The organism is Yersinia artesiana, from assembly GCF_902726545.1.
Taxonomy (GTDB): domain Bacteria; phylum Pseudomonadota; class Gammaproteobacteria; order Enterobacterales; family Enterobacteriaceae; genus Yersinia; species Yersinia artesiana.
Genome location: NZ_CACVAD010000007.1, coordinates 50,104 through 64,102 on the forward strand (window position 1 = coordinate 50,104; position 13,999 = coordinate 64,102).

The following is a 13,999-nucleotide window of genomic DNA, read 5'->3' on the forward strand; positions in this document are numbered from 1 at the left end:
TATCCATTATCTATATATAGGATAAAAAGAGGGTATATCCAGATGGAATAACGAGGGGCACGCGATGAGTAGATTAACAACCCGCTGCATAATACACAGCGGGCTGTTTCGGTATAAACCTGAGTTTAGCCCTGAATTAAATTAGGAATCTTCACTACAGGGTTAACATCGGCTTCATAGTCCACACCATCGATAGCGAAACCGAACAGATTTAAGAACTCGGTTTTATAGCCGGTGAAATCGGTTAACTGATAAATATTGTCGTTGGTCACCTGATCCCACAACTGCTGTACCTGATTTTGAACTTCAGGAGCCAGTTCTTTGTAATCTGCACGCAGACGACCTTCCTGGTCCATATGTGGTGTGTTACCACACAGACTATCTTTATACAGTGAATAAACCTGCTCGATGCAACCCTCATGAGTGCCTTTCTCTTTCATCACTTTGAATAACAGTGACAGATACAGTGGCATCATTGGAATGGCAGAGCTGGCCTGAGTGACAACCGCTTTCAATACTGAAACACGCGCATCGCCGCCGCCATGGGCAGACAAGCTATCGCGGATTGCCAGAACTTTTTGATCCAAGTCCTTCTTGGCCGCGCCAATAGAGCCGTTCCAATAGATATCATGGGTGATCTTTTCGCCCAGATAGGTGAACGCCGTGGTTTGTGCGCCTTCGGCCAACACGCCAGCTTCCAGCAGCGCATCAATCCACATCTGCCAGTCTTCGCCACCCATTACTGCGACAGTGTTGTCGATCTCTTCTTGAGTTGCCGGTTGCAGCACCGCTTCTTTGATAACTTCTTTATCAGTATCAAGGCCACGGAACTTAACTTCATGCCCAATTGGCTTCAGTGTGGAGTTAAACACTTCGCCAGTTTTCGGGTGAGTACGGCGCGGTGAAGCCAGGCTGTAGATGACTTGATCAACCTGACCCAAATCTTGCTTGATAGCTTCAATCGTCAGACGTTTAATCTCATCGGAAAAAGCATCACCATTGATACTTTTCGCGTACAGGCCTTTTTGCTCGGCAAATTTATGGAATGCGGCGCTGTTGTACCAACCAGAGGTGCCTGGTTTGCCTTCTTCACCCGGACGTTCAAAGAACACACCCAGTGTATCGGCACCACAACCAAATGCTGCTGTAATGCGGGCTGCCAGCCCGTACCCAGTTGACGCACCAATCACTAATACTCTTTTTGGGCCGTTAGCGATTGGGCCTTCTGCGGTGACATAATCGATTTGCTTTTTGACGTTAGCTTCACAGCCCGCCGGATGAGCAGTCACACAGATAAAGCCGCGTACACGTGGTTTTATAATCATGGAAACCTCAGGTTTATAGATATAGTTAAGTGTTTGAGCCGTGTTCAGATTGATGGACGGTTCAGACTCATAGAGCAAGCTTATCAAAATGCTTCTATGGCATCACACTCATTTTCCAATACAGAAACTGGAGAAAATCCGCCCCAGTAAGTCATCAGAGCTAAATTCACCGGTAATTTCGCTCAATGACTGTTGTGCTAAACGTAATTCTTCCGCCAACAACTCGCCGGCGTAAGCGCTTACTAACTGTTCGTGGCCTTGTGCCAGATGCTGTGCGGCTGTTTCCAGCGCTTGCAAATGGCGGCGGCGGGCCAGGAAACCGCCTTCGGTATTGCTGGTAAAGCCCATACTCTGTTTGAGATGGTTGCGCAGCAGGTCAATACCTTCACCGGTTCGGGCTGACAGGCGAATTAGTGAGTGACCATTTACTTCGGTCAGACCTAAGGTTTCACCTGTAATGTCAGCTTTATTGCGTACCACGGTGATCGGCAGAGTAGCTGGCAAGCGCGCCATAAACTCTGGCCAGATAGCCGCCGGTTCAGTGGCGTCGGTGGTGGTGCCATCAACCATAAATAGCACCCGATCAGCTTGTTCAATCTCGTGCCACGCACGTTCGATACCAATGCGCTCAACTTCGTCACTGGCTTCCCGTAGGCCTGCTGTATCAATTATATGCAATGGCATCCCATCGATATGAATATGTTCTCGCAACACATCACGAGTGGTGCCAGCAATATCGGTGACAATTGCGGCTTCACGGCCCGCTAATGCATTGAGTAAACTTGATTTTCCAGCATTCGGTCGGCCGGCAATGACCACTTTCATCCCTTCGCGCAGCAAACTGCCTTGTCGGGCTTCAGTGCGCACTTGTTCTAAATCTGCCATCACGCCATTCAACTGACCTTCAATTTTGCCATCAGACAGGAAATCAATTTCTTCATCTGGGAAGTCAATCGCAGCTTCGACGTAGATTCGCAAGTGAGTGAGTGCTTCCACCAATTGATGGATACGGACTGAAAATGCGCCCTGTAATGAATTTACTGCCGAGCGTGCTGCCTGCTCTGAGCTGGCGTCAATGAGATCAGCAATAGCTTCTGCTTGTGCCAGATCCAGTTTGTCATTTAAGAATGCGCGCTCAGAGAACTCTCCTGGGCGTGCAATACGCAGCCCTGGCAGGGCCAGAATGCGTTTTAATAGTAAATCCAATATAACGGGGCCGCCATGACCTTGCAGCTCCAGCACGTCTTCGCCAGTGAAAGAATTTGGGCCGGGAAAGTAGAGCGCGATACCTTGGTCTAAAGTGCTGCCATCGACATCTTTAAACGGCAGATAATCGGCATAGCGTGGTTTGGGCAATTTACCCAAAACTGCTTGCGCAACCGTGGCGGCAGCACGACCTGAAACACGTAAAATACCAACGCCACCACGGCCTGGAGGTGTTGCTTGTGCCACGATAGTATCAGTGGTGCTCATGGTTATGCCTCTCTTTAAAAGAATAAGGCGGTCATATTGACCGCCCTTTAATACTTATGACTATCGTTGTGGATTATTTTTTCTTATCGCGGCTGTGTAAACCACGTTTTTCCAGACCACGATAGATCAACTGCTGTTGCAGGATGGTCACCAGGTTACTGACGATATAGTACAGAACCAGACCGGCCGGGAACCACAGGAAGAACACTGTGAAGATAACTGGCATGAAGGTCATGATTTTCTGCTGCATCGGGTCAGTCACGGTAGTCGGTGACATCTTCTGAATGAAGTACATGGTGATACCCATCAGAATTGGCAGAATGTAGTACGGGTCTTGCGCTGACAAGTCATGAATCCACAAGATGAATGGCGCATGGCGCAATTCAACGGAACTCATCAACATGTAGTACAACGCCAGGAAGATTGGCATCTGAATGACCAGCGGTAAGCAGCCACCCAGCGGATTAACCTTCTCAGCTTTGTACAACGCCATCATTTCCTGACTCATACGCTGCTTATCGTCACCGATACGCTCACGCATGGCAGCCAGTTTAGGCTGTAGCAAACGCATTTTCGCCATCGAGGTGTATTGCGCTTTAGTCAGCGGGTACATGATACCACGCACGATAAAGGTAATAACGATGATGGAGAAGCCCCAGTTACCGACAAAGCTGTGAATGAATTTCAACAGTTTGAACAGCGGCTGAGAGATAAACCATAACCAACCATAGTCAACAGTCAGGTCAAGATGTGGCGCGATAGCGGCCATTTTGTCCTGAATTTCTGGGCCAACCCACAAGGTAGCACCCAGTTGTTTCTGCTCACCTGGCTGAATAACGACCGGCGCACCTTTAAAGCCGATGGCTGCTAAACCGTTACCCAAGTCAGCGGAGTAAAAGGTGTTGGTTTCGTTAGCTGCTGGGATCCACGCGGTTGCAAAATACTGCTGCAACATCGCAACCCAACCGCCTTTGGTGGTGATGTCCAGGCTCTTATCTTCGATATCACTAAAGCTATATTTTTTATATTTAGTTTCATCAGAAGAGTAAGCCGCACCACGATAAGTATGCAGCGCAAAGTTATTGCTGCCGGTATCACGGTGTTTAGGCAAGTTGATGCTTTGCTTTAACTGACCAAACAGCGTCAGCTCCAGCGGGGCAGCAGAGGCGTTTTTAACGTGATAATCCACACCGATGGCGTAGTCATTACGTTTCAGCACAAAAGTCTTGGTGAAAACGGAGCCATCTTTGCCGGTGAAGGTCAATGGAATACGCAGTTCGTCCTGGCCATCAGCTAATACAAAGCTGGTTTGAGGCACTTCGAAAAGTGGGCGCTCGCCGTTTGCTGGATTGTCCGGGCCGCTTTTACCTGTCAGGCCACTTTGCGCCTGATAAATGAACGCAGGGGTGGTTTCCAGTAATTCGAAAGTTTTATCTGAACCCAGAGCATCCGGGTAAGCCAGCAGGTTAGCCTGCTCGATGTCACCGCCACGGGTATTAATGGTCAGAGACAGCACATCAGTTTTTACAGTAATCAGTTGACCCTGACCACTGCCTGGCACGGCCTGGCTTGCTTTATCACCGGTAGCAGTATTCGCAGTCTGTTGCGTGGTCTGAGCGGCTGGTTGTGGATTGTTGTCCACTTGCCAGGCTTGCCAGATCATGAAAGACACGAACAGCAGAGCGATGAGTAGAAGATTGCGTTGCGAATCCATCGTTAGTGTTCTCTGTTATCGTCGGGTTTCGGCGGCACGGGATCATCGCCACCTGGGTTCAAAGGGTGGCATTTTAATACGCGTTTCAGTGTTAACCAACTGCCTTTTATCATACCAAACCGGCTTAATGCCTCAATTCCGTAATGAGAGCATGTCGGATGGAAACGACAACGCGGCCCCAACAGCGGACTAATCACAAGCTGATAGCCCCTGATTAGCCCGATCAGGATGCGGGAGCCTGGCGACAGTGGCGACGCCATAATTTTTCCAAAGCTTCCGTCAACGCACGGTTGTCGAGGTCAGCCACACCCTTTTTCACCAAAACGACAAAATCCATAGACGGTAACGTATGCTGATGCAACCGGAAGCTTTCGCGAGCTAATCGCTTGATCCGATTACGTTCATGAGCACGTTTGACATGTTTTTTGGCGACGGTAAGACCGATGCGAGGATGCCCCAGCTCGTTCAGGCGGCCGAGGATGGTGATTTGCGGCGTGCCAGCCCGTTGTGGCTGCTGGAAGACAAAAGTGAAATGACTGGGAGTTAACAAACGTAACTCCCTAGGAAATGCGAGCTTAACCACTTAGATGGTTAGCTTTTATTACTTAGAAACAGTCAGACGAGAACGGCTTTTCGCACGACGGCGAGCCAGAACTTGACGACCATTTTTGGTGGCCATACGAGCACGGAAACCGTGGCTACGGTTGCGCTTCAATACGGACGGTTGGAAAGTGCGTTTCATAGCGATTTCTACCTAAACTTAAAATAATTACTGATTCAGTAAACGCGTTTGGCTGCTCGGAGTGAAGACACCGACGCCTCAATCGCAACATATAAAGAAGCGGGATTGTAATAATTGTACAGTCCTGAGTCAATTGACATTGCGCTCGCCCGCACAGAAGTTTTCTGTACCGGGAGTTTACCAAGAGCCTGTCCGTGTTCACCGCTGCTTTCTTTTTGACCGAGGTCATTAAGAGAACAGGCATCACACGTAGGGCTGAGGATTATACGGACTCCCTGATAAATCGCAAGGATCGCGGTGTGATCCTGGGTAGATTAATAGGGATCAGCGACTGGAAAAGGGCTGGTGATACCAGTAAATTCTGAAATATCCCCAGATCGTGGCTGTTGAAGGGCACGAAAAGCTGTGCGCCAGGTTACACTCCCAGCAGAAGTTATGGCCTGTGGATAAAAAGGATCTAATCTGTGAGGAAGGGGAGGATCTATTGCTCCTTTTGCGCTATGATCCGCCATTCCGATCACATCCACTACTCTGGGATCATTACTCCGAGATCGTGGGGGGATGTTAGTCGTAAAAACAACCGAAAAACGGTTCGCATGTCACTTTGGCTTGCTACAGGCCATATTGGCGTGTGTCAAAAACGATGAGTTACAAAAAATCCTGATTTCTTTCTTTTATTGATCTTGTTCGAGTGGAGTCCGCCGTGTCACTTTCGCTTTGGCAGCAGTGTCTTGCCCGATTGCAGGATGAGTTACCTGCCACAGAATTTAGTATGTGGATACGCCCCCTACAGGCGGAACTGAGTGACAATACTCTGGCGCTTTACGCACCTAATCGTTTTGTACTGGACTGGGTCCGTGATAAGTACTTAAACAATATCAATGGCTTGCTTAATGATTTCTGTGGCAGCGAGGTTCCCTTACTGCGTTTTGAAGTAGGGAGTAAACCTGCGGTGAGAGCACACAGTCATCCAGTTACAGCCAGCGTTAGTGCGCCTGTTGCTCCGGTTACCCGCAGTGCACCTGTGCGCCCGAGCTGGGATAGTTCGCCTGCTCAACCTGAACTTTCTTACCGTTCGAATGTGAACCCTAAGCACACATTTGATAACTTCGTTGAAGGTAAATCGAACCAATTGGCCCGTGCTGCGGCACGCCAGGTTGCAGATAACCCAGGTGGTGCGTATAACCCGTTATTCCTTTATGGCGGTACAGGTTTAGGTAAAACTCACCTGTTACATGCTGTGGGAAATGGCATCATGGCCCGTAAAGCCAATGCCAAAGTGGTTTACATGCATTCAGAGCGTTTTGTGCAAGATATGGTCAAAGCCTTGCAGAACAATGCGATAGAAGAGTTTAAACGCTATTATCGCTCGGTTGATGCATTATTAATCGATGATATTCAGTTCTTTGCCAATAAAGAGCGTTCCCAGGAAGAATTTTTCCACACCTTTAATGCCTTGCTGGAAGGTAATCAGCAAATCATTCTGACCTCAGATCGCTATCCAAAAGAGATCAATGGGGTAGAGGATCGTTTGAAATCGCGCTTTGGCTGGGGCCTGACGGTGGCGATTGAGCCGCCGGAACTGGAAACCCGCGTTGCGATTTTGATGAAGAAAGCGGATGAAAACGATATTCGCTTGCCGGGTGAGGTCGCGTTCTTTATTGCCAAGCGTCTGCGTTCCAACGTTCGTGAGCTGGAAGGGGCATTGAATCGAGTGATCGCAAATGCCAATTTTACCGGGCGAGCCATCACCATTGATTTTGTTCGCGAAGCTCTGCGTGACTTACTGGCATTGCAGGAAAAGCTGGTTACTATCGATAATATTCAAAAGACGGTCGCAGAATATTATAAAATTAAGGTCGCAGACCTGCTCTCCAAACGGCGTTCCCGTTCGGTAGCCCGTCCACGCCAAATGGCGATGGCATTGGCGAAAGAGCTAACCAACCACAGCCTGCCTGAAATCGGCGATGCGTTTGGTGGCCGCGACCATACCACGGTGTTGCATGCTTGCCGCAAGATTGAACAATTGCGTGAAGAGAGTCACGACATCAAAGAAGATTTCTCTAACTTAATCAGAACATTATCCTCCTAGCGCTATGAAATTTATCATTGAACGTGAGCATCTGCTAAAACCGCTGCAACAGGTCAGTAGCCCGCTGGGTGGACGTCCTACGTTGCCAATCTTGGGTAACTTGTTGCTACAAGTCACGGAAGGCTCTTTGTTGCTGACCGGTACCGATCTGGAAATGGAGATGGTTGCGCGCGTGGCGCTGTCTCATCCCCACGAGCAGGGTGCGACCACTGTACCTGCCCGGAAGTTTTTTGATATCTGGCGTGGTTTGCCGGAAGGCGCAGAAATTACCGTCGCACTCGATGGTGACCGTCTGCTGGTGCGTTCTGGCCGCAGTCGCTTCTCGCTGTCTACGCTACCCGCAGCAGATTTCCCGAATTTGGATGATTGGCAAAGTGAAGTCGAATTCACCTTACCGCAAGCCACATTGAAGCGTCTGATTGAGTCCACTCAGTTCTCGATGGCTCATCAGGATGTGCGCTACTACTTGAACGGTATGCTGTTTGAAACTGAAGGCGAAGAGTTGCGCACTGTCGCAACTGACGGCCATCGTCTGGCCGTTTGTGCTATGCCCATCGGTCAGACATTACCGTCACATTCGGTGATCGTGCCGCGTAAAGGCGTGATGGAGTTGGTCAGGCTACTGGATGGCGGTGATACGCCGTTGCGCCTGCAAATTGGTAGCAACAATATCCGTGCACATGTGGGTGATTTTATTTTCACCTCCAAGCTGGTTGATGGGCGCTTCCCGGATTATCGTCGCGTATTACCGAAGAATCCGGACAAAACATTGGAAGCGAGTTGTGATTTGTTGAAACAGGCTTTTGCTCGTGCGGCAATCCTATCTAATGAGAAGTTTCGTGGCGTGCGGCTCTATGTAAGTCACAATCAGCTTAAAATTACCGCTAACAACCCTGAACAAGAAGAAGCAGAAGAGATCCTCGATGTTAGCTACGAGGGAGCGGAAATGGAGATCGGTTTCAACGTCAGCTATGTGCTTGATGTGCTGAATGCGCTCAAGTGCGAAGAGGTGAAATTATTACTCACCGACTCGGTTTCCAGTGTGCAGATTGAAGATGGTGCCAGCCAGGCTGCGGCTTATGTTGTCATGCCTATGCGTCTGTAAGCATGGCTCTAACGCGTTTATTAATTAAAGATTTTCGCAATATCGAATCGGCAGACTTGGCACTGGCGTCGGGGTTTAATTTTTTAGTCGGCCCCAACGGTAGTGGCAAAACCAGTGTGTTGGAGGCGATTTATACCCTGGGTCATGGCCGCGCTTTTCGTAGTTTGCAGGCAGGCCGCGTGATTCGTCACGAATGTGCCGAATTTGTGTTGCATGGTCGAGTTGATGCGAATGAGCGTGAATCATCTGTAGGGCTGAGTAAAAGCCGGCAAGGTGATACCAAAGTGCGCATTGATGGCACTGATGGTCATAAAGTGGCTGAATTGGCGCAACTGCTGCCGATGCAACTGATTACCCCTGAAGGGTTTACTTTATTGAATGGCGGGCCAAAATTTCGGCGTGCCTTTTTAGACTGGGGTTGCTTTCATAATGAACCCGGTTTTTTTATGGCCTGGAGCAATCTGAAAAGATTACTTAAGCAGCGCAACGCCGCGCTGCGCCAGGTGAGTCGCTATGCGCAAATCCGGGCCTGGGATCAGGAAATTATCCCGCTGGCTGAGCGCATTAGTGAGTGGCGGGCGGCATACAGTGACGCAATTGCGGCAGATATTTCAGCCACATGTGCCCTGTTCCTGCCAGAGTTCGCCCTGAGTTTCTCTTTCCAGCGCGGCTGGGATAAAGAGAGTGACTATGGTGAGTTGCTGGAACGCCAGTTTGAGCGTGACAGAGCGCTAACTTATACCGCTGTCGGGCCACATAAAGCGGATTTTCGCATTCGGGCCGATGGTACGCCGGTAGAAGATTTGCTATCGCGTGGTCAGCTAAAGTTGCTGATGTGTGCACTGCGGTTAGCGCAGGGTGAGTTTCTCACCCGACAGAGCGGGCGGCGTTGCCTGTATCTGCTTGACGATTTTGCTTCCGAATTAGACACCGGCCGTCGTCGTTTATTGGCCGAGCGTTTAAAAGCTACCCAGGCACAGGTTTTTGTCAGCGCAGTGAGTGCTGAACAAGTGGCTGACATGGTAGGCGAAAAGGGCAAGATGTTCCGCGTGGAACATGGCAAAATAGAGGTTCAACCACAGGATTAAAAATGAGCGAGAAACGTTGATGTCGAATACTTATGACTCCTCAAGTATCAAGGTATTAAAAGGGCTGGATGCGGTTCGTAAGCGTCCGGGCATGTATATCGGTGATACTGATGACGGTACCGGTCTGCACCACATGGTATTCGAGGTTGTGGACAACGCTATCGACGAAGCCCTCGCTGGCCACTGTAAAGAGATTATCGTCACCATCCATTCGGATAACTCTGTTTCCGTACAGGATGATGGCCGTGGTATCCCAACCGGTATGCATGACGAGGAAGGGGTATCAGCCGCAGAGGTCATCATGACTGTGTTGCATGCTGGCGGTAAATTTGACGATAACTCGTACAAAGTTTCCGGTGGCTTGCACGGCGTAGGTGTATCCGTTGTTAACGCCCTGTCTGAAAAACTGGAGCTGGTGATTCGCCGTGAAGGTAAAGTTCACGAGCAAACTTACAAGATGGGTGTGCCACAGGCACCATTGAAAGTGGTGGGCGAAACCGATCAAACCGGGACAACCGTGCGTTTCTGGCCGAGCTTCCAGACGTTCACCAATAACACCGAATTCCAATATGAAATCCTGGCAAAACGTCTGCGTGAGCTGTCGTTCCTGAACTCCGGGGTTTCCATCAAACTGAGAGACAAACGTAACGACAAAGAAGACCACTTCCATTATGAAGGCGGTATCAAAGCGTTCGTTGAGTATCTGAACAAAAATAAAAACCCGATCCACCCGAAAGTGTTCTATTTCTCCACCGTGAAAGATGATATCGGCGTGGAAGTGGCATTGCAGTGGAACGACGGTTTCCAGGAAAATATTTATTGTTTTACCAACAACATTCCACAGCGCGATGGGGGGACTCACTTAGTCGGGTTCCGTACGGCGATGACTCGCACCCTGAACAGCTATATGGATAAAGAAGGTTACAGTAAAAAAGCGAAAATCAGTGCGACCGGTGATGATGCCCGTGAAGGCTTGATTGCTGTGGTTTCCGTGAAAGTGCCAGACCCTAAATTCTCCTCACAGACCAAAGATAAACTGGTTTCTTCTGAGGTAAAAACTGCGGTCGAAACGCTGATGAACGAGAAGCTGGTTGAGTATTTGCTGGAAAACCCAACCGACGCCAAAATCGTGGTTGGCAAGATTATTGATGCGGCCCGTGCTCGTGAAGCTGCACGTAAAGCTCGTGAAATGACACGCCGTAAAGGTGCGCTGGATTTGGCTGGCTTACCAGGCAAACTGGCTGACTGTCAGGAACGTGACCCAGCATTGTCCGAACTCTACTTAGTGGAAGGGGACTCTGCGGGCGGCTCTGCTAAACAAGGCCGTAACCGTAAAAATCAGGCCATTTTGCCGCTGAAAGGTAAAATTCTGAACGTCGAGAAAGCGCGCTTTGACAAAATGCTTTCTTCTCAGGAAGTGGCAACACTGATTACCGCATTGGGTTGTGGTATTGGACGGGATGAATATAACCCGGACAAATTGCGTTACCACAATATCATTATCATGACCGATGCCGACGTGGATGGTTCTCACATCCGTACGTTATTGTTGACCTTCTTCTATCGTCAGATGCCGGAAATTATTGAGCGTGGTCATGTGTTTATCGCTCAGCCGCCACTGTATAAAGTGAAAAAAGGTAAACAAGAACAATACATCAAAGATGATGACGCGATGGAGCAGTATCAGATGACTCTGGCACTGGATGGCGCGGCTCTGCATATCAATCCAGATGCTCCACCACTGGTGGGTGAGCATCTGGAGAAACTGGTTGCCGAGCACTATAGCGTCCAGAAAACTATCGCTCGTATGGAACGTCGTTATCCGCGTGCTTTACTGAATAACCTGATTTATCAGCCAACCTTGAAAGAAGAGGATTTGAGCGATAAAGAGGTGGTAACGCAATGGATTGATTCGCTGGTGGTCATGCTAAATGAGAAAGAACAGCATGGCAGCAGCTACAGTTCAGTGGTGCGCGAAAACCGTGAACGTCAGCTGTTCGAACCGGTATTGCGTATTCGTACTCACGGGGTTGATACCGATTATGATCTGGACTTCGATTTCATCCACGGTGGTGAGTATCGCAAGATCTGTCTGTTGGGCGACAAGTTGCGCGGCTTAATCGAAGAAGGTGCTTTTGTTGAACGTGGCGAGCGTCGAGTGCCGGTTTCCAGCTTCGAAGAAGCACTGGATTGGTTAGTTAAAGAGTCACGTCGTGGCCTGGCTATCCAGCGCTATAAAGGTTTGGGTGAAATGAACCCAGAGCAACTGTGGGAAACCACTATGGACCCAACCAGCCGCCGTATGCTGCGGGTGATGGTGAAAGATGCCATTGCAGCAGACCAGCTATTTACCACTCTGATGGGTGATGCGGTTGAACCTCGTCGTGCCTTTATCGAAGAGAATGCGTTGCGAGCAGCAAATATCGATATCTAATTGATCAGATAACTTATTGATTAGATTGAAAAGCCCAGTGCGGGAAACTGCTACTGGGCTTTTTTTTGTCTGATAACGGCGGATAGCATTTGTGCAGTAAACGGACTTACTAGCATTTGAGCGCTGAATCGCGTTAGCATTAGCTATTCGCTATAAAAATGTGAGGACCTATGGCTATTGAATTAATTGCTATCGATATGGACGGCACGTTGCTGAATACGCAACATGAAATCACCCCACGGGTAAAACAGGCTATTGATGCTGCCCGGGAGAAAGGGGTCTGCGTGGTATTGGCTACGGGGCGGCCTTATATCGGGGTCCAGCGTTATTTACGCGAACTGAATATGGAAAATAGTGGCGATTATTGCATCAGCAATAACGGCGCGTTAGTACAAAAAGCGGCTACGGGTGAGTGTATTTTGCAGGAAACCCTCAGTTTCGAGGATTATCTTTATTTCGAAGCTTTGGCGCGAGAAATGGGGGTCAGTTTCCAGGCTTTTGATTTTGATACTTTATATACCGCTAACAAAGACATTAGCAAATACACCCTGCATGAGGTGATGCTGACTGGTATTCCATTGAAATACCGTGCGGTAGAAGAGATGGATCCCACCTTGCGTTTCCCGAAAGTAATGATGATTGATGAGCCAGAAAAGCTGGATCGCGCCTTAGCGATGATGCCAGCGGAAGCTTTTGAGCGTTTCACTATCATGAAAAGCGCCCCGTTTTACCTGGAAATTTTGAGTAAACGGGTCGATAAGGGGACTGGAGTGAAAATGTTGGCTGAGCATTTAGGTATCCCACAGGAAAATATTATGGCTCTGGGCGATCAGGGTAATGATATCGCAATGGTTAATTACGCCGGTGTCGGTGTTGCGATGGGCAATGCTATCCCTGAACTGAAAGAGATAGCGCAGTTTGTGACCGGTACCAATAGTGAAGATGGTGTGGCAATGGCTATTGAGAAGTATGTGCTCTGAGTTTTGACGGTGGCCAGTTTCGCTGTAACAGCCAATTTAAGGCCCATATTGTGGGCCTTTTATGATGGTTATTCCGATCTGTAAACCAATATTCTTAATGGTGACTAGTCAATATTATGGGACTTGGTGAGTTTGATGAAAATGATACACAGCGCCTAATATTCCTGAGTTATTCTTATGAGTTGTCGTATCAATAACAGTATCTTTGATATCAAACCAATTCAGCTGGCTATTTAATTCATCGAGGAATGTCTCTCTTTCGGTAATTCCGCCGCCAATAAAAATGTTTGTCGGATCAAAAAGATAAACCAGGTTATATATACCGGCACAAATGTCATTATAAAAAGCATCTACCAGACGTCGGCAAATGGGGCAGCCATTATCATAGCCACTGAATATCTCTTCGCCAGTGACTGATTCAACCGGGCGATTTATTTTTTCGGCATAACGTTTACGTAATACCAGTAAGGTAGAGGTTTCGTTCATTGTATAGCTGCCAGGGCGTTCCGCTCCAGGCCGTGAGCTAAACATATAACCAAATTCACCAGCGCGGAAATGTCCGCCACGAACCAGGTTGCCATTAGAGAAAATTCCACCGCCAATACCGGTGCCGATGGTCAAACAGAGAAAGTCATTTAGCTGACGCGCTTTACCCAGCCATTTTTCTGCCAGTAATGCACAATTAGCATCATTTTCGATGCTTACAGGTAAGTTACACTGCTGTTCTAGCCAAATCTTCAGATTAAAGTGATCAAATCTGCGAATTGACCCGCCATTGGTAATCAAACCAGTGAATGGATTGACGTACCCAGGGACGCTGATGGCAATGCCTTCGTAACCGTGTTGCAGGTCGAGCCAGCGTAGTATTTCGGCCAGTATTTGGTCACCATCACTATTCTGTATCGCCGCTTTATCCTGTACCAGAATTTTTCCTTCGGATGAAACAATGCCCATTTTCAGCGAAGTTCCGCCAATATCGAATGCAGCTATTTTCATTGTGCTTTCTCCTGATATTTTCGCGATCATGCATGCTCTACGTTTTTTCA

General features: G+C 48.6%; 12 protein-coding genes. 5 read left to right on the forward strand and 7 right to left on the reverse strand.

The features are described from left to right. Positions 1-125 precede the first annotated feature (125 nt). The 6 genes from fabV to rpmH all read right to left on the reverse strand — a co-directional run bounded on the left by fabV (position 126) and on the right by rpmH (position 5,254). Complete coding sequence (gene fabV, locus HU019_RS03615) at positions 126-1,325, reverse strand: enoyl-ACP reductase FabV (RefSeq protein ID WP_174848281.1); 1,200 nt, start codon at positions 1,323-1,325, stop codon at positions 126-128. A 108-nt stretch (positions 1,326-1,433) separates the two neighbouring features. Then, the gene (gene mnmE, locus HU019_RS03620) at positions 1,434-2,798 is read right to left on the reverse strand and encodes a tRNA uridine-5-carboxymethylaminomethyl(34) synthesis GTPase MnmE (RefSeq protein WP_005175133.1); all 1,365 of its coding nucleotides are present in this window, start codon (positions 2,796-2,798) and stop codon (positions 1,434-1,436) included. Positions 2,799-2,871: 73 nt separating this feature from the next. Beyond that, a complete protein-coding gene (gene yidC, locus HU019_RS03625) occupies positions 2,872-4,512 on the reverse strand; it encodes a membrane protein insertase YidC (protein ID WP_174848282.1) in 1,641 nt (546 codons plus the stop codon). A gap of 2 nt (positions 4,513-4,514) precedes the next feature. Continuing rightward, on the reverse strand, positions 4,515-4,772 hold the full coding sequence (gene yidD, locus HU019_RS03630; RefSeq protein ID WP_005161103.1) for a membrane protein insertion efficiency factor YidD: 258 nt from the start codon (positions 4,770-4,772) through the stop codon (positions 4,515-4,517). Next, complete coding sequence (gene rnpA / locus HU019_RS03635) at positions 4,736-5,095, reverse strand: ribonuclease P protein component (protein ID WP_005161101.1); 360 nt, start codon at positions 5,093-5,095, stop codon at positions 4,736-4,738. The genes yidD and rnpA overlap by 37 nt, the downstream gene beginning before the upstream one ends. Before the next feature lie 18 nt (positions 5,096-5,113). Then, positions 5,114-5,254 carry a 50S ribosomal protein L34 gene (gene rpmH, locus HU019_RS03640; protein WP_002220736.1) on the reverse strand — a complete coding sequence of 47 codons (141 nt, stop codon included), beginning with the start codon at positions 5,252-5,254 and terminating at the stop codon, positions 5,114-5,116. Positions 5,255-5,957: 703 nt separating this feature from the next. On the opposite strand from rpmH, the gene dnaA reads away from it, so the two are divergent. The 5 genes from dnaA (at position 5,958) to yidA (ending at position 12,953) form a co-directional block, all read left to right on the forward strand. Next, positions 5,958-7,346, forward strand: coding sequence for a chromosomal replication initiator protein DnaA (gene dnaA, locus HU019_RS03645; protein WP_005161100.1), 1,389 nt, complete (start codon positions 5,958-5,960; stop codon positions 7,344-7,346). Between the two features lie 4 nt (positions 7,347-7,350). Continuing rightward, positions 7,351-8,451: a DNA polymerase III subunit beta gene (dnaN, locus tag HU019_RS03650; RefSeq protein WP_050078746.1), complete on the forward strand. Its 1,101-nt coding sequence runs from the start codon at positions 7,351-7,353 to the stop codon at positions 8,449-8,451. A 2-nt stretch (positions 8,452-8,453) separates the two neighbouring features. Next, positions 8,454-9,539 carry a DNA replication/repair protein RecF gene (gene recF, locus HU019_RS03655; protein WP_019081463.1) on the forward strand — a complete coding sequence of 362 codons (1,086 nt, stop codon included), beginning with the start codon at positions 8,454-8,456 and terminating at the stop codon, positions 9,537-9,539. Positions 9,540-9,558: 19 nt separating this feature from the next. Continuing rightward, the gene (gyrB, locus tag HU019_RS03660) at positions 9,559-11,973 is read left to right on the forward strand and encodes a DNA topoisomerase (ATP-hydrolyzing) subunit B (protein ID WP_174848283.1); all 2,415 of its coding nucleotides are present in this window, start codon (positions 9,559-9,561) and stop codon (positions 11,971-11,973) included. 170 nt (positions 11,974-12,143) lie between these two features. Further along, positions 12,144-12,953 (forward strand): sugar-phosphatase, encoded by an 810-nt coding sequence (gene yidA / locus HU019_RS03665; RefSeq protein WP_174848284.1) that lies wholly within the window; start codon positions 12,144-12,146, stop codon positions 12,951-12,953. A 114-nt stretch (positions 12,954-13,067) separates the two neighbouring features. On the opposite strand, the gene HU019_RS03670 is transcribed toward yidA, so the two are convergent. After that, complete coding sequence (locus HU019_RS03670; protein ID WP_174848285.1) at positions 13,068-13,949, reverse strand: ROK family protein; 882 nt, start codon at positions 13,947-13,949, stop codon at positions 13,068-13,070. Between the last annotated feature and the right edge of the window lie 50 nt (positions 13,950-13,999).